At 60.7% G+C, this 15623-nt stretch carries 16 protein-coding genes; 4 read left to right on the top strand and 12 right to left on the bottom strand.

Annotation, left to right across the window (positions count from 1 at the left end):
* Window positions 1–38: 38 nt before the first annotated feature.
* The 12 genes from CAL20_RS02115 to apbC all read right to left on the bottom strand — a co-directional run bounded on the left by CAL20_RS02115 (window position 39) and on the right by apbC (window position 12002).
* Window positions 39–923, bottom strand: a complete 885-nt coding sequence (locus CAL20_RS02115; protein ID WP_094819615.1) for a formate dehydrogenase accessory sulfurtransferase FdhD — start codon at window positions 921–923, stop codon at window positions 39–41.
* Entirely contained in the window at window positions 920–1306 is a 387-nt protein-coding gene (locus tag CAL20_RS02110; protein WP_094819614.1) for a hypothetical protein, read from the bottom strand. Before CAL20_RS02110 ends, CAL20_RS02115 begins: the two co-directional genes overlap by 4 nt.
* Before the next feature lie 74 nt (window positions 1307–1380).
* A complete protein-coding gene (locus CAL20_RS02105; RefSeq protein WP_094819613.1) occupies window positions 1381–2595 on the bottom strand; it encodes a formate dehydrogenase subunit gamma in 1215 nt (404 codons plus the stop codon).
* A 12-nt stretch (window positions 2596–2607) separates the two neighbouring features.
* Window positions 2608–2835, bottom strand: a complete 228-nt coding sequence (locus CAL20_RS02100) for a hypothetical protein (protein ID WP_094819612.1) — start codon at window positions 2833–2835, stop codon at window positions 2608–2610.
* Window positions 2832–3476: a formate dehydrogenase FDH3 subunit beta gene (gene fdh3B, locus CAL20_RS02095; RefSeq protein ID WP_094819611.1), complete on the bottom strand. Its 645-nt coding sequence runs from the start codon at window positions 3474–3476 to the stop codon at window positions 2832–2834. Before fdh3B ends, CAL20_RS02100 begins: the two co-directional genes overlap by 4 nt.
* 10 nt (window positions 3477–3486) lie before the next feature.
* A complete protein-coding gene (locus CAL20_RS02090; RefSeq protein ID WP_094837052.1) occupies window positions 3487–6453 on the bottom strand; it encodes a formate dehydrogenase subunit alpha in 2967 nt (988 codons plus the stop codon).
* A gap of 11 nt (window positions 6454–6464) precedes the next feature.
* Window positions 6465–6671, bottom strand: coding sequence for a twin-arginine translocation signal domain-containing protein (locus CAL20_RS02085; RefSeq protein ID WP_094819642.1), 207 nt, complete (start codon window positions 6669–6671; stop codon window positions 6465–6467).
* Between the two features lie 142 nt (window positions 6672–6813).
* On the bottom strand, window positions 6814–7434 hold the full coding sequence (locus CAL20_RS02080; RefSeq protein WP_094837051.1) for a TorD/DmsD family molecular chaperone: 621 nt from the start codon (window positions 7432–7434) through the stop codon (window positions 6814–6816).
* Window positions 7431–9527: a 4Fe-4S binding protein gene (locus CAL20_RS02075; RefSeq protein WP_094837050.1), complete on the bottom strand. Its 2097-nt coding sequence runs from the start codon at window positions 9525–9527 to the stop codon at window positions 7431–7433. The genes CAL20_RS02080 and CAL20_RS02075 overlap by 4 nt, the downstream gene beginning before the upstream one ends.
* A gap of 78 nt (window positions 9528–9605) precedes the next feature.
* On the bottom strand, window positions 9606–10346 hold the full coding sequence (locus CAL20_RS02070; RefSeq protein WP_094837049.1) for a DUF3306 domain-containing protein: 741 nt from the start codon (window positions 10344–10346) through the stop codon (window positions 9606–9608).
* Window positions 10343–10903, bottom strand: a complete 561-nt coding sequence (locus CAL20_RS02065) for a DUF3305 domain-containing protein (RefSeq protein WP_094819606.1) — start codon at window positions 10901–10903, stop codon at window positions 10343–10345. The genes CAL20_RS02070 and CAL20_RS02065 overlap by 4 nt, the downstream gene beginning before the upstream one ends.
* Window positions 10904–10913: 10 nt before the next feature.
* Window positions 10914–12002 (bottom strand): iron-sulfur cluster carrier protein ApbC, encoded by a 1089-nt coding sequence (apbC, locus tag CAL20_RS02060; RefSeq protein WP_094837048.1) that lies wholly within the window; start codon window positions 12000–12002, stop codon window positions 10914–10916.
* Between the two features lie 242 nt (window positions 12003–12244).
* On the opposite strand from apbC, the gene mobA reads away from it, so the two are divergent.
* The 4 genes from mobA (at window position 12245) to nudC (ending at window position 15576) form a co-directional block, all read left to right on the top strand.
* The gene (mobA, locus tag CAL20_RS02055; RefSeq protein WP_094837047.1) at window positions 12245–12835 is read left to right on the top strand and encodes a molybdenum cofactor guanylyltransferase MobA; all 591 of its coding nucleotides are present in this window, start codon (window positions 12245–12247) and stop codon (window positions 12833–12835) included.
* Window positions 12835–14127: a molybdopterin molybdotransferase MoeA gene (moeA, locus tag CAL20_RS02050; RefSeq protein ID WP_094837046.1), complete on the top strand. Its 1293-nt coding sequence runs from the start codon at window positions 12835–12837 to the stop codon at window positions 14125–14127. The genes mobA and moeA overlap by 1 nt, the downstream gene beginning before the upstream one ends.
* Before the next feature lie 38 nt (window positions 14128–14165).
* Entirely contained in the window at window positions 14166–14708 is a 543-nt protein-coding gene (mobB, locus tag CAL20_RS02045; protein WP_094837045.1) for a molybdopterin-guanine dinucleotide biosynthesis protein B, read from the top strand.
* Window positions 14709–14814: 106 nt separating this feature from the next.
* Window positions 14815–15576: an NAD(+) diphosphatase gene (nudC, locus tag CAL20_RS02040; RefSeq protein ID WP_094837044.1), complete on the top strand. Its 762-nt coding sequence runs from the start codon at window positions 14815–14817 to the stop codon at window positions 15574–15576.
* Window positions 15577–15623 lie beyond the last annotated feature (47 nt).

Genomic DNA, 15623 nt, shown 5'->3' with positions numbered 1-15623 from the left:
GTTTGCCTGAGACGCCGACATAGGCGTCGCGCTGGCAATCAGGATCTGCCTGCAGCGCTCAGGCTATCGCCCGCCACACGCGACGCTGCCAATTCCGGCTGCAACACCAGACGTTCAGGCGCGGTATAACAAACAAAACGCCGATTGATGGCGCGGCCAATCGCACATAATCCCAGATCCCGTGCGATTTCGTATCCCATCTGGGTCATCCCGCTGCGCGACACCACGACCGGCACGCCCATCTGCGCGGATTTCATGATCATTTCACTGGTCAACCGCCCCGTCGTGTAAAAGATCTTGTCGTCGCCGCGCTGCTCGGACGAGGGCTGCATCCACATCCAGCCAGCCAAAGTATCGATGGCGTTATGGCGTCCCACGTCCTCGACAAACATCAGCATCTCGGCTCCGCGAAACAGTGCGCAGCCATGCACTGAGCCTGCCGACTTATAGGTCGTCTCCTGTAGACGAATGGCATTGAGCAGGCCATATAACTCGGTCTGTGTCACCTGGGCATGCTCGGCCAATTGGATTTGATCCAACTCCTGCATCAGGCCGCCGAATACACTGCCCTGTCCGCAGCCGGTCGTCACCACACGCTGCGCAGTCCTGGCATCGATATCCGTAATGCCGTGGCGCGTTTCAACCGCTGCGGCATTGACCTCCCAATCGACCATGATGGACAGTACGTCGCCGGCCTCGCGGATCAAACGTTGATTACGCAAGTACCCCAGCACCAATAGCTCGGGCATGGCGCCTAACGTCATCAGGGTCACAATCTCGCGCCGATCGACATAAATCGTCAAAGGCCGCTCTGCCGGAATGGATACCGTCTCGGCAGCGCCAAACTCGTTTACGACCGTCACCTCGCGGGTCAACGGCGCACTTGCCTGGGTCAGTCGGGGCAACAACGGGGCTACGCTCACTTAGCTAGCGGCTTGCCGGCATTATCGGGCTGGGGGGAACTCGGTGGCTGCGATGCCGTTTCTGCCGGGGAATGCGCCCCAGAGCCTTCTCGGGCCTGCGGCGGTTGCGCAGGTACATACGCAAACGGCCCCGGATCTGAACAGGCAGGCGTGGCCACCGGCTCGGGCGCATCTTTGCCGGCCGCCTTCAAGCGTGCACGATATTGCTCTGCGACCTTATCCTGCGCCGCACACAATTGATAGGCGGCCACCTTGGTGCTCCAGGCGGCCTTGGCTTTGGCTTCTGCGGCCTTGGCCTCGTCTTGCGCACTCATTGCCGCCCATGCGGCTTGCGTGCTCAACGCTCCCAGCACCAATGACCATGCTGCGAATTTCGTCTTCATCCGTCCTCTCTTTCCATGTCACGCATGGCTCGGACCTGCTTGCGCAAGACCTTTTTACGCAAGCACTCGCTTGTTCAATGTGACCCCGATGTCGGCCGTACCATCGCTTGGCTACGCCCTCTCGACGCTCGATCGGCGCTGCGCTGCGCCGGGATCTTGCCCGACTTGATGTCGTCGTACCAGACGTCATGGTGCTCGCGCGCCCACGTTTCGTCGACGTACCCGGTCTGCATGGCCTTGAATGCACCTTTCATTCCGATCGTACCCAGATAAATGTGCCCCAGCAGCATGCACATCATCAGGGTCACCGACACCCCGTGAACCATATGGGCAATCTGCATATTGCCGCGCGTATATGCCAGCCCCGGCACGACATGGTCGAGGAACAGGCCGGACACCACGACCACCATGCCCAGGAACAGCATGCCGCCCCAGAACATGAGTTTTTCACCAGCGTTAAAACGTCCCGACGACACATGCTGAGGGCGCAACAAACCGCCGCCCTTGCGCAACCACGTCCAGTCGTAACGGCGCCAGAGGTTGTCCTTGGCAAAGGTCAACAACACGACGATCAGGGACACGGCAAACACGGGGCCGACGAAGTTGTGCGCGGTTTTCAAGAACCAGGTCAGCTTGCCAAAGATGGCTGAGCCCATCCACGGCAACATGAAAAACTTGCCAAACGCCATCACGATGCCGGACAAGGCCAGGATGACGAATGCGGCCGCATTCACCCAATGCGCGGCACGCTCGAAATACGTGAAACGCTCGATCTTGCGGCCCGTTTCCGCGCCGTGGACCTTGATCGGCCCTTTGGCCACATAGAACAGCGCGATCGCCACGAATGCAATCAGCAGCAATGCGCCGCCATAGGGAATCAGCCAGTTATTTCGCACCTGCCGCCAGGCTTCACCAGCCGTGGTGTATTGCGATCCCGGATATTGCACAAAGCGCTGAATCAGCACGCCAGCTTCGGGCGCCTGGCTATGCGGCAAGCTGCTATATCCCGGCTCGCCGGAATTGACCTGGCGCCACATGGGTGCGTTATTGCCGGGCTGCACTTTGGCCCGCTCGGCATTGGTCTGCTCGGCGTAGCCCGGCTGCTCATTGGCATCAGGCTTGACCTCAAAAATATTGGCGCTCTGGATACCACCCAGCCCACCGCCGGCGGGAGCGGCTTGCTGGGCTGCCGCAGGCGCGAGCAATACGACTGTCGTCAGCATCGCCGCGCACAGCGCTCCCCAAGCCCCCAGGAGGCGTTTCTTACCTTGGGAAAATGACCGTAACATGGCGATCTCCGGTCAGTTAAGTTTGTTGTACTCGTTCTGCCCGCGCTGGGTTCGTGCGGTCATCTCGCTGGTCCAACTGGTCTTGTCACCCTGCTTCCAACCCGGCGCGACAAAATTACTGCCGGTGCCTGCATACTCGGGCGCGCCATGACCCGCGTTGGGGTGCATTTCCTGTGGCGCCTCTGTACAGGCCGACAGCACCAGAGCACTGATCACGGCAAAGGCGAAACGTGCGCTCATGATTTACCCTTTGTGTCCGTCGCCGGCTGCGATTGCGCAGGCGGTTGACCAGCCTGTTGCGAGCCATAGGCCGTGCCCCAGCCCCAGACCTCGGCGCCCTTGCCACGATGCAACACGCGCGTACGGAAAATATCCGCCACCACATTGCCATCGCCGCCTAACAGAGCCTTGGTGGAACACATCTCGGCGCACGCTGGCAGCTTGCCCTCGGCCAGGCGGTTGCGGCCATACTTTTCGAACTCGGCAGCGCTGCCGTGCTCTTCGGGTCCGCCCGCGCAGAACGTGCATTTGTCCATCTTGCCACGCACGCCGAACGCCCCTTCGGACGGGAACTGCGGCGCGCCGAACGGACAGGCATACGAGCAATAACCGCAACCGATACAGGTGTCCTTGTTGTGCAGGACCACGCCTTCCTCGGTGCGATAAAAGCAATTCACCGGACAGACCGCCATGCACGGCGCATCACTGCAGTGCATACAGGCAACCGAGATGGATTTCTCGCCGGGTACGCCGTCGTTCAAGGTCACCACGCGGCGGCGGTTAACGCCCCACGGGATTTCGTGTTCGTTCTTACAGGCCGTGACGCAGCTGTTGCATTCAATACAACGCTCTGCATCGCAGACGAATTTCATTCTCGCCATAACGCTCTCCTCAAGCCTTTGCGATATTGCAGATCGTGGTTTTGGTTTCTTGCATCATCGTGACGGAGTCATACCCGTACGTGGTGCCCGTGTTGACGGCTTCGCCACGCACAATCGGGGCCGCGCCTTCCGGGTAGCTGGCCAGCATGTCCTGTCCTTGCCAATGACCCGAAAAGTGAAATGGCATAAACGCCGTGTCGGGACCCACCCGCGGTGTGACCAACGCCTGAACGTTCAGGCGTGCACCCGTGGGGGTATGCACCCATACCCGATCGCCATTCTGAATGCCGCGATCTGCTGCCGCTTTTGGATTGATTTCGACGAAAGCTTCCTGCTGCAACTCGGCCAGCCATGGATTGGAACGCGTCTCTTCGCCCCCGCCCTCGTATTCGACCAAGCGGCCCGACGTCAAAATAATCGGGAATTTTTCGTACAGTTTGTCCGCGACGTTCTTTTGCTGCAGCGACGTGTACAACGTCGGCACGCGCCAGAATGTCTTCAGATCGTTGTGCGAGGGATATTTCGCGACCAGGTCCGGACGCGTGCCATAGATGGGCTCGCGATGCTGCGGGATCGGATCCGGGAAATTCCACACCACGGCGCGGGCCTTGGCGTTGCCAAATGGATAGCAGCTATGGTTCTTCATCACCACACGGATGATCCCGCCTGAAGGGTCTGTTTTCCAGTTCTTACCTTCGGCCGCGGTCTTTTCCGCATCGGTCAGCTCTCCCCACCAACCCAGTTTCTTGAGCAGCACATGGTCGAACTCGGGATAGCCTGTCGTCAGATCGGCGCCTTTCGAATGCGAGCCATCTTCGGCCAGCAGGCTCACGCCATCACGCTCGACACCGAAGTTCGCGCGGAAATTCCCGCCCCCCTGCATCACGTTCAGGCTGGTGTCGTACAGGTTCGCCGTCCCCGGGTGCTTCATCTCGGGGGTGCCCCAGCAGGGCCACGGCAAGCCGAAATAATCACCCGTCAGGTCATAGCCTGTCTCGGCGTCCTTGCCGCCTTTGGCGCGCAGCGTCTTCACATCGAACACGTGCATATTGCGCATGTGCGCTTTCAAGCGCTCGGGACTCTGGCCGGTGTACCCGATTGTCCAGCAGCAGCGATTGATCTCGCGCAGGACGTCCTCGATCACCGGTTCGTCCATGCCGTTGACTTTTTGCAGCGCGTAGTTCTTGACGAACTCTTTGCCAAAACCCAGTTTCTCGGCGAGCTGATACATGATCATGTGATCGCTGCGGCTTTCCCACAGCGGCTCGATGACCTTTTCGCGCCATTGCAGTGAGCGGTTCGAGGCCGTACAGGAACCGCTGGTCTCGAACTGCGTCGCAGCCGGCAGCAAATAAACCGCGCGATTCGGATTGAGCTCTTCGGGTTTGCCAGGCATGGCCGCCATGGCCGCTGTCGCCGACGGATAAGGATCCACGACGACCAGCAGATCTAGCTTGTCCATGGCCCGTTTCATTTCCAACCCGCGCGTCTGCGAGTTGGGCGCGTGGCCCCAATAGACGACGGCCTTGAGGTTGGTAGGCTGATCCAGTACCTCGGGACTCTCCAGCACGCCGTCGATCCAACGCGATACGGTGATGCCAGGTTTGGTCATCAACTCCGGCGAGGCATACCGGCTCTTGATCCACTCGTAATCGACACCCCATGCGTTGGCGAAGTGTTTCCACGAGCCTTCGGTCAAGCCGTAGTATCCCGGCAGTGAGTCCGGGTTGGGACCCACGTCCGTGGCGCCTTGCACGTTATCGTGGCCGCGGAAAATGTTGGCTCCGCCGCCCGATCTGCCGATATTTCCCAACGCCAGCTGCACAATACAGGACGCGCGCACCATGGCATTACCGATGGAGTGCTGCGTCTGCCCCATACACCACACCAACGTACCGGGCCGGTTCTCGTGCATTAACTTGGCCACGCCATACATGGTGGCTTCGTCGACACCGCAAACGTCCTGAACCTTGTCCGGCGTCCATTTTGCCAATACATCGGCTTTGACCTGATCCATGCCGTAGACACGCGCATCGATGTAGGCCTGGTCTTCCCAGCCGTTCTTGAAGATGTGATACAGCAGGCCAAACAAGAAAGCCACGTCCGTACCCGACCGGATGCGAATGTGTTGATCGGCCTTGGCGGCGGTCCGCGTAAAACGCGGATCCACCACAATCATTTTGCAGCCGGTTTCTTTCGCGTGCAGCATGTGCAGCATCGACACGGGGTGCGCTTCGGCCGCATTAGACCCAATGTACAAAGCGACCTTGGCATTCTGCATGTCGTTGTACGAGTTGGTCATGGCGCCATAGCCCCATGTATTGGCCACGCCGGCAACCGTCGTGGAATGGCAGATGCGCGCCTGGTGATCGCAATTGTTGCTGCCAAAATAGCTGACAAACTTGCGCAATAAATACGATTGCTCGTTGTTATGCTTGGACGAGCCGATCCAGTAAATGGAATCCGGCCCGCTGTCCTTGCGCAGCTTCAGTAGCTGCTCGGAGATTTCGGTCAGCGCGGTGTCCCAGCTGATGCGCTGGTACTTGCCGTTGACCAGCTTCATCGGATAACGCAGACGGTGCTCACCATGGCCGTGCTCGCGCAGGGCGGCGCCTTTCGCACAGTGCGCCCCCAAGTTGATGGGCGAATCGAACACAGGCTCTTGCCGTACCCAGACGCCGTTTTCCACGACGGCGTCGACCGCACAGCCGACCGAACAGTGCGAACAGACCGTGCGACGCACGGACGTTTTCGTCTTGCCGATCAAGACCTCTTTGGTCTGCGCGGCATCCGCCTGCCTCACCAACGCCAGGGGCGCAGCGGCCAGCCCGGCGCCGACGCCTATACCTGAACGACGCAGAAACGTGCGCCGATCCATGGTAGGCAAAGCCTGAGATAGCCCCCGACGCAGGCTTTGCACAAAATTGGATTCCACCGCGCTATCGCGCGCGGCAGCGGTTTTCTTGGTCAGCAACATGCCGGACTCCGTCACACGAGGGTGGTCTTGTAATAGCGCTTGACGTGTTCGCTCAGGTGGTAGCCGCCCCCAGTCTTGGGCGCCGGCTTGGCGTCCGCTTGGGTCTGAGCAGTCTGGCGGTTCTCAGGCAGGACAGCCGCCCCAGCAGCCGCAGCACCCGCTGTGGCTGCGCCGGCCAAAAACATCCTGCGCGAAAGTCGAGGATTCTTTTGTGACATGTCGATCCCCTCCGGGGCTACTAGATATGAAACTCTTTGCATACTGTACCGCGATAACGGACAAAGGCCAATTCCCTTTCCATAGTGTGGCTATTGGCCTCGCAACATAAAAAGGTGCCTTCCGGACTGCAACACGCCCAAGCTAAGGCAGCATGTCGAAGCCCTGTGCCTCTATGTTGTTGAAATCCCGGAAAAATTCGGCCAAGCGCGCATAAAATCGTGCGGCAGGTTGCTGCACGATTGCAGCGCACAAATCGTCTGCCCACGGTCGGATGTGCGCCGAAAAAAACTCTCGTTGCCGGGCCAGATTCGACGTGTCGGCATCCGCGCCTGTGATCAGAAAACGCATGACCTCGCACAAATAAGCGATGTGGTCTTCGGTTTCCGGCATGGCAGGATCACGCGTGAGGCCCAAAGCAGCCAGGTCATCGCGCAAGCGGACCAAGGGCTTCTCGTTGAGAAAACCCGCGAGGTAATGCGATCCAAACAAATAAACGTCTGGTTTGCCGACTCCCCCGAACAACGTATCGTGCTCGGCCTGTATGGCGGTCACGTCCAGTTCGCGCGCGCAGGCGAGCAAGGCGTTCCACGAAGGCGCCAGCACGCTGTCCGAATCATCATCATCGGCGTTGCGCAGCTGTGCCAGCAACTCTGGCGCAGGCGGTGCATAGAACAAGTGCGCCAGCAGGCTATAGATTTCTGCCCGCGCAAAGTCTTCGTCATGGCTGGCGGGTTCGGTGGCAGTAGGCGGAATAATCGTCATAGATCAGTAATGCGGACCTCGTTGGGAGACGAATACATGTCGATAACACGGCAATCGCCGCACATTTTCAAGCGCTCCAGCGCCGCCCCCTGGAACATCGCGTGTCCACCCAGACGCTGCAACATGGTTTCCACGCCCTTTTGCGTACCAAAGGCCTTGTTGCACCGAACGCAATGGAATGGCTGGGCCTCATGCAGAACCACGGCCTCCTTGCGGCGCTCGGACAGCAATAGCCGTGGGACCAACTGAATCGCGTCTTCGGGGCAGGTCTGCTCGCACAGGCCGCACTGCACGCAGTTTTTCTCGATAAAACGCAATTGCGGGAGCTGCGCGTTGTCTTTTAGTGCGTTGGCCGGGCAGGCGCTCACACAACTCATACACAGCGTACAGGCATCGGCGCTGACCGTGACCGCACCGAACGGCGATCCACTGCCAGGTGCGCCGCCAGGCAGATCGATCGCCTCCGGTAAAGGCTCGGGCGCCAAGGCCACCAAATGATCCAGCGCGAGACTGAGCGTCGTTCTTTTTTCCGGTGCTACCGCAAAACGTGCTGGCTCGGCGGGCGCAGTAGGCCGCCGGCTCGCCACTTCCTGCAGAGCGCCGTCCAGTGCCCCGACCTCGGTAGCGTGCAGCAAATGCAAATGCTGCCCGGTATAGCCCAAGCCATTCAGAATACGCTGCGAGATGTCCATCTGGGCCCTCAGGGCCTCTTGATACTGCGGCGCCTCTTCGCCTGTCAGCAATACCGCCACCTGGGCCGCTCCAAACGCAATAGCCGACAACCAGAGGTCCGCTCCTACGCCGGCGGTATGCCACAGCGAAACCGGAATCACATTGGCAGGCACGCCGTGCGCCTGCTTCAACTGCGCCGCGCGGCCCAGCGCCTCGACCAGTTTCTGGCCAGCTTGCTGACTATGCAAAAGCAGTACGGCGTGGCGTCCGCCGGCCTGGGCATACGTCCCCAGCAGCGTGCGCAGTTTCAGCCCCTGATCGGGATTGCGCGGATACGTGTAGGACAGTGCTCCGCTCGGGCACGCGGTCGTGCAGGCGCCACATCCCACGCATAAATGCGGGTCCACCACAATCCGTTGATGATGCTTGTCGCTGCTGATCGCCTCGGCCGAGCACACATCCACACAAGCCCGGCAGCCTACCGTTTCGTTACGGCTATGGGCGCACAGAGATTGTTTGTAGTCGAAAAATTTGGGCTTTTCGAACTCGCCCACCATCTCGCGCAGTTTCAGCAATGTCCCCGGCGTATTGTCGGGCCAGGTGAAGTACCCCTGCGGCGGCTCATGACGGCGAAACTGCGGCGTCGCGCCGAGATCCAGCACCAGATCGAAGGTTTCCGTCAGTTGCCTCGGCGGACGCTGAAAATCAATCGCGCCCGCCACCGTACAGGACGCCGTACAGCTTCGATGCCCGGTGCAACGCGTCAGATCCACTTGATAATCCAGACCGATCGCACCTTCTGGACAGGCGGCCACACACGCATTGCAGCGCGTGCACAGATCCAGATCAATCGGATTGTGCTGCGACCACGACAGTTCAAACGCGCCCAGCCTGCCCTGCAAACGATCGAGCCTGCCCGCGAGCACAGGGTATTGACGTGCCTGCGTACCGCCTGCATGACCGTGGCCATCTGCAAACAAGGTGACTTCCAGTACATCGTCCAGCAGCGCCGCCGCCTGCTCGGCACGGTCCAGCGGCCCGATGATCAGCAAGCGGCCCGCGCTGCGATACGTCACCGTGGCCACCGGATCCGGTTCAGGCAGATGGGCGGCGGCAAGCAACGCGGCCAATTTAGGCATGGCCTGACTGGCATCGCGGCTCCAACCGCCTGTCTCACGAATATTCACAAAACGCACCGGCGCGATCGCGCCTTCGGTGCGGCGCCCGAGTTCGCCGAACAGCCGTGTTTCCTGCGTACAGGCCACCACGACCTGATCCGTACCGCGGATCGCTTGCTGAAAATCGCCCGCCTGACTGCGGCACAGCAACGAATGAGGCGCCAACGGCTCACCCAGCGCGCGGCTCAACTCATCGGGAGCCAGCGGCATAGTGCGGTTGCAGTCACAGATTAAAGTCGTCATGAGCGCAAGAAAATAAAAGGTCCAACGACAAGAGTTTACGCTGACGCAATGCTGAAAAAGAACCGAGAAGCATTCATATCATGACCTGGATGATTTGACGGCCGGAATTGATTCGGCCGCCTGTACTGCTGAGTCTGTGTGTACTGTTGAATCTGCCTGTGCCGTCGGGTCTGCCGGTGCTGCGGGGTCTGCCTCAGAAGCCACCTGTTCACGCTCTGCGTCGCGCTTATCCTCCGTCTCGGCCTGATCCGCTGCGTGCCCTGGGTTACTGCCCGCCGCGTTAACGTCTGCCTCCCCGCCCTCGGCGCGCGGGCTGTCGCCATCCTCCACGTCGGCTTCAAACATCTTGAGCGCCTGCGCGCTCACCAATCGCCGCAACATGGGCGCCGGCAACGGCTCCAGGTTCGAATAGTCATCGATATAGATGTCCAACCCGTCCATCACGTTGTAATGCGGATCGGAAAACAGTTTTTTCAAAGCTGCGTTTTTGACCTCGGGCGCGACCTGCCGCGTCATGAATGGTGCGAAATCCGAATCCCGGGTCAGCGCCTGCACGTCCTGCAGCGTCAACGGCGGCTCCTCGCTCCCGGCGCCACGGTCGCCCGTTTCAGAAACGCCCTCTGTAGGCGAGGCCGCAGATGTCCGCTGCGAAACTTCGTCCCTAGCGGGATCCTGCGTCGCCAGATCACCTGCGGCCGCAGCTTCTGCCGCAGGCGCTTGCTGCTGCGGCCGGTCTTCATCCGGAGTTCCTCTCTCGCGAGCCTCGATCTTGCGTCTGGACCAGCGATGCAGAAAACCGCTTCGATCGTCCGTCGTCATGACGAACCCTCGCCGCGAAATTTCTTCAGAGTCGACACCGAAGCAGGGTTACCAAAACGGTCCTGCAGCGATTGGAAACTGGCCGGACGCTTGCGCCGTTTAGGTTCGGGCACATAATGCGCGGCAATAAAGGCATTCATCCATTGCACCACCGACGGCGGCGCGGGTACCTGCTCTACCGTTTCCTGAGCATCCAGCCAGCGGCCCGCATCGTGGTAGCTCAGCGTCACGATTTCGGGCCGGGCGTAGGGCTCGCCGCCGTCTTCCGCATCATGCATACGCCACAGCACAAACCAGCACGGCGCTGCCGTCGTCGCGTTCAACACATAGCCTTCGGCGTCATCTCTGAACAAGCGCACCGTATAGCCGGGATGCAGCCAGCGCTCTTGGGCATCGTCTTTATATAAAAGACGTGCCGTCGGCCCGAATGCCGTTTCGTTGACGACCACATCATCCAGCACCCAGCGCCATTCCTGCCAGCGGCTCATGGGGCCGGTAATGCGCTCCTTGCGCATCACCACCGCTACATCCAGACTGACAGGCAAGGAATCGCTCATGACGCTTTACCTACTTCGCTCGACTGACCGAAATCGCCGACAGCTTCGAAGAATGGTCTTTGGCCATGCCGGCCACCGACACAGCCACCTGGCGCGCGACAGACTTGTACAAACCCGCGACCTCGCCATCCGGATCCGCGATCACAGAAGGCTGGCCGCCGTCGGCCTGCAGGCGGATATTGATGTCCAAGGGCAGGGCGCCCAAATACGGTAACTGATAATCGGCCGCCATCTTCTGGCCTCCGCCCGATCCAAAAATATGCTCGGCATGACCGCATTGGCTACAGACGTGAACCGCCATGTTTTCGATCACGCCCAGAATCGGCACCCCGACTTTTTCAAACATTTTGACGCCCTTGCGCGCATCCAGCAAGGCGATGTCCTGAGGCGTCGTCACGATCACAGCCCCGGTCACCGGTACTTTCTGGCTCAGCGACAGGTGAATATCACCCGTGCCCGGCGGCATATCCACCACCAGATAATCCAGATCTTTCCAGTTTGTCTGGCGCAATAGCTGTTCCAGCGCCTGCACCGCCATCGGGCCGCGCCAGATCATGGCCTCGTCGGCATCGACTAAAAAGCCGATCGACATCACCTGCACCCCGTAGTTTTCCAGGGGCTCCATCGTGTTGCCGTCTTCGCTCTGCGGGCGGGCGTTGATGCCCATCATCATGGATTGGCTGGGACCATAGATATCCGCATCCAGAATTCCGACCCGGGCGCCTTCGGCCGCCAGGGCCAACGCCAGATTCACGGCCGTGGTGCTCTTGCCCACGCCGCCCTTGCCTGACGCCACCGCTATGACGTTTTTGATGTTGGGCAGTAGCGCCACCCCGCGCTGTGCCGCGTGCGCCACAATCACCGAACGCAGGTTGATGGACACATTGCCCACACCCGGCACCGATTTCGCCGCCGCAATCAATGCGCTGCGCAATGCCGGGATCTGGCTCTTGGCCGGATAACCCAGTTCCACATCGAACGCCACGTCGGCGCCATCGATCTGAAGGTTTTTGACCGCCTTGGCTTCGGCCAAGGGCTTGCCCGTGTTGGGATCAATGACGGCCTGCAGGGCCTGAAGCAAAGTATCGGAAGTGACCATGAAGGGTCTGTCTCTGAAATCAGCGAAAGAGAAAGAAGTCGTTAATAAAGACGACGAAGGCCGTGCCTTTGGTCCGGCGCCCCCGGCGGGAGCGATTTCACGCCAAAGCGGCTAGGCGGCCACCTTCGGGCATGTTAGCAGAGCGGCAGTTGGGTCTGGCGTCTGTTCGGCCGGCACGATGAGGCTGGTCTATACTGGCCGCCATTGCGCGGCGCTGAGCGCGGCGCGTTTTATCGTGTGCCATGATCCATACTAACGATATTACGGGCCTCATCCTCGCGGGTGGACGGGGCAGCCGCATGGGCGGCGTAGACAAAGGACTGCAGAACTATCAAGGCATGCCCATGGCCTTGCATGCGTTGATGCGTCTCGCACCGCAGGTCGGCGACACCATGATCAACGCCAACCGCAATCTGGCCGCCTACGAGGCCATGGGGGTTGCCGTCTGGCCTGACAATCTGCCGGATTTCGCCGGCCCCCTGGCGGGATTGGCTGCCGGACTGGAGCGCTGCGAAACTGCTTACCTGGTCACGGTGCCGTGCGACTGTCCCCGGTTTCCGCTCGATCTGGTGCAGCGTCTGGCTCAAGCGCTCACCGAACAAGACGCCGACATCGCCATGGCCGCCACTCAGCAGGACGGCAAATTACGTACCCAGCCCGTTTTCTGCCTGATGAAAACGTCGCTGCTGTCCAGTCTGCTGGAGTTTTTACACAGCGGCCAGCGCAAAATCGACATCTGGACGGCGCAACACCACTGCATCGACGTAACCTTCGAAGATGCGCAGGCCTTTGCCGGCGCCAATACTCTGGCCGAATTGCAACAACTTTCCTGATGACTCGTCCCCTGCCTCCCAGTCTGGCCTCCATCGTTTCCTGTATCAGCGGCTACGACCCCAATGCCCTGCCGATTCCGCAGGCCCGCGCCTTTATTGACCAACTGGTGCCGCGCCTGAACACAGTGGAAATGCTGCCGTTGCGTTCAGCGCTGGGACGCGTGCTGGCACGCGATATCGTGTCGCATCTGAATGTCCCGGCGCACGACAACTCGGCCATGGACGGCTACGCATTCGCCGGCAGCGAATTGGCCGAGGATACTGATACGGTGTTGCAAGTGACCGGCGCGCTGCTGGCAGGAGACCCCTCCGCCCGCCCCGTCGGCGCAGGCCAGTGCGTACGCATCATGACTGGCGCCGTCATGCCCGCCGGCCTGGACACCGTCGTCCCTCAGGAATTCGTCCAACAGGACGGCGACCGGATCATCATTCCCGCAAATGTCTTGCGCGCCGGCGACAACCGGCGCTTGGCAGGCGAAGACCTGGCCATCGGCGACAACGCCCTGACTGCAGGCCGCGTATTACGTCCCGCCGACATTGGCCTGCTCGCCTCATTGGGCCAAGCTGAAGTCCCGGTCCAAAGACGGCTGCGCGTCGCCTTTTTCTCTACCGGCAACGAATTGCGCTCCATTGGCGAACCGCTGGACGAAGGCTGCGTTTACGACAGCAACCGCTATACCCTGTGGAGCATGTTGCAGCGGCTAGGCGTCGAGATCCTGGATCTGGGCGTCGTACGCGATGACCCGCAGGCGCTCGCCGCCGCCTTCAGTACCGCGGCCGCCAACGCGGATGCCGTCATCACCTCGGGCGGCGTCAGCGTCGGCGAAGCCGACCACACCAAGACTGTCATGGCCGAACTGGGCGATGTGCTGTTCTGGCGGATCGCCATGCGTCCGGGCCGGCCCATGGCCATCGGCCGCATCCGCGCCGACCATGGCGACGCCATTCTGTTTGGTTTGCCGGGGAATCCGGTTGCCGTCATGGTGACGTTCTACGCCCTGGTGCGTGATGCGTTATTGACCATGTCGGGCGCTACATCGAATACGCTGCCCTTGCTGCGCTGCACGGCCGCACAACCTATTCGGAAAAAACCAGGCCGCACGGAGTATCAACGCGCCATCGTGACCCCGGCGACGGGCGGCGGGTGGCAAGCCAGCATCACCGGTTCACAAGGCTCGGGCATTTTGCGCAGTATGAGCGAGGCCAATGGCCTGATGGTATTGCACCACGATCAAGGCAACGTCGCCGCCGGCGACCTGGTCGACGTGCTGCCTTTTGACGGCCTGATTTAAGCCGTTTCCAGACCTGATTCCCTGTGACGAATCCCCACATGACAAAAATTATCGGTTTTGCCGGATGGAGCGGCGCAGGCAAGACCTCGTTGCTGACCAAACTGATCCCCTGTCTGAAAGCCCGGGGCTATAGTGTCTCTACGGTCAAACACGCCCACCACGCGTTCGACATCGACACGCCGGGCAAGGACTCGTTTCTGCACCGCGCCTCCGGTGCCACGGAAGTCCTGGTCGCCTCATCCGCCCGCTGGGCGCTGATGCACGAACTGCGTGGTGCGCCCGAACCCGAATTAGGCGAATTGCTCAGCGCCATGAGTGCCGTCGATTTCATTCTCGTCGAGGGATTCAAGCGCAATGCGCACATCAAGATCGAAGTCCACCGCCGGGAGAACAACAAGCCCTGGCTCTACCTTGACGACCCCAGTATCGGGGCCATCGCCAGCGATACAGACTCGAACGACCATCCCTTGCCCCACGTCGCCTTGGATGACATCGAAGCCGTCGCGGACCTGGTCGAGACCCTGGCTTGGCCACTGGACATGGCGATCGCCCGTCTGACTCAGCGGGGAAATGCCGCCTGAGCGCCAAGCAGGCCCGCCCCCGTTTAGCCTCTCCCCGCTTCCTCGGGGCCCGTTCCCGCAGTAAAGTAGCGGCTGCAAAATCGCCTGTGGGCGTCAAGGAAGCATCTTGAATTTCATTTTCCGAGGCAACGAACTTTTAGTCCAAGAGACCGGCCTTGAACTCCCTGATGCCGCGGTCTGCGCTGCGCTCAGCCTGCAGCCCGAACGCTTGCAGCAAGTGTGGCTGGACAACCCGCACATCCGGACCACCCACGTCCCGCTGACAACCGAGCCGCCCGCTGGCTACGCTTTCCTGAAGCTGCGCGCGCTGTTCAGCGAACTGGGCGAGCGCACCGCAGTGGCCGGACGCGCCTTCCAGATTGCAGAGTGGGCCCGTACTCATCGATATTGCGGAGTCTGCGCAACCCCTATGGAGCCGGTGGGCCACGAGCTCTGCATGCGCTGCCCCGCTTGCGGGATGTCTGCGTATCCCCGCATATCCCCCGCCATGATGGTGCTGGTGCGCAAAGGCGACAGCATTCTGCTGGCGCGCCACGCGACTTATGCGACGGCGCGCCACACCGCATTAGCAGGCTTTGTCGAGGCGGGAGAAAGCATCGAGGACGCCATCCATCGCGAGGTCTACGAGGAAGTCGGCCTGCGCGTGACCGACCTGCGCTACTTCGGCAGCCAGTCGTGGCCCTTCCCCCATTCGCTGATGATCGCCTTTACCGCCGAATATGTAGAGGGCGAGATCCGAGTGCAAGAAGACGAAATCGCGGAAGCTCACTGGTACGGCCCTGGCGACACGCTGCCCGATATTCCTATGCGCGAATCCATTGCCGGCCGCCTGGTCCGCGCCAATCTACCCGCCGGCACAAGCTCCTGATACCCATGCCGCCCGCCTGCAGCGCCTGACTATCAGTGCCGCAGGCA

Source organism: Bordetella genomosp. 4, assembly GCF_002261185.1.
Classification (GTDB): Bacteria; Pseudomonadota; Gammaproteobacteria; order Burkholderiales; family Burkholderiaceae_B; genus Bordetella_A.
Note: the sequence above shows the minus strand (reverse complement) of the source record. Positions and strands in the feature narration are given on the sequence as shown.

What these genes read in the sequence shown, in the direction of transcription:
- apbC (WP_094837048.1), bottom strand. Translation starts at nt 12,002, where the DNA reads ATGGTCACTTCCGATACTTTGCTTCAGGCCCTGCAGGCCGTCATTGAT.
- CAL20_RS02065 (WP_094819606.1), bottom strand. Translation starts at nt 10,903, where the DNA reads ATGAGCGATTCCTTGCCTGTCAGTCTGGATGTAGCGGTGGTGATGCGC.
- CAL20_RS02070 (WP_094837049.1), bottom strand. Translation starts at nt 10,346, where the DNA reads ATGACGACGGACGATCGAAGCGGTTTTCTGCATCGCTGGTCCAGACGC.
- CAL20_RS02090 (WP_094837052.1), bottom strand. Translation starts at nt 6,453, where the DNA reads ATGTTGCTGACCAAGAAAACCGCTGCCGCGCGCGATAGCGCGGTGGAA.
- CAL20_RS02075 (WP_094837050.1), bottom strand. Translation starts at nt 9,527, where the DNA reads ATGACGACTTTAATCTGTGACTGCAACCGCACTATGCCGCTGGCTCCC.
- mobB (WP_094837045.1), top strand. Translation starts at nt 14,166, where the DNA reads ATGACAAAAATTATCGGTTTTGCCGGATGGAGCGGCGCAGGCAAGACC.
- CAL20_RS02085 (WP_094819642.1), bottom strand. Translation starts at nt 6,671, where the DNA reads ATGTCACAAAAGAATCCTCGACTTTCGCGCAGGATGTTTTTGGCCGGC.
- CAL20_RS02110 (WP_094819614.1), bottom strand. Translation starts at nt 1,306, where the DNA reads ATGAAGACGAAATTCGCAGCATGGTCATTGGTGCTGGGAGCGTTGAGC.
- fdh3B (WP_094819611.1), bottom strand. Translation starts at nt 3,476, where the DNA reads ATGGCGAGAATGAAATTCGTCTGCGATGCAGAGCGTTGTATTGAATGC.
- CAL20_RS02080 (WP_094837051.1), bottom strand. Translation starts at nt 7,434, where the DNA reads ATGACGATTATTCCGCCTACTGCCACCGAACCCGCCAGCCATGACGAA.
- mobA (WP_094837047.1), top strand. Translation starts at nt 12,245, where the DNA reads ATGATCCATACTAACGATATTACGGGCCTCATCCTCGCGGGTGGACGG.
- CAL20_RS02100 (WP_094819612.1), bottom strand. Translation starts at nt 2,835, where the DNA reads ATGAGCGCACGTTTCGCCTTTGCCGTGATCAGTGCTCTGGTGCTGTCG.
- moeA (WP_094837046.1), top strand. Translation starts at nt 12,835, where the DNA reads ATGACTCGTCCCCTGCCTCCCAGTCTGGCCTCCATCGTTTCCTGTATC.
- CAL20_RS02105 (WP_094819613.1), bottom strand. Translation starts at nt 2,595, where the DNA reads ATGTTACGGTCATTTTCCCAAGGTAAGAAACGCCTCCTGGGGGCTTGG.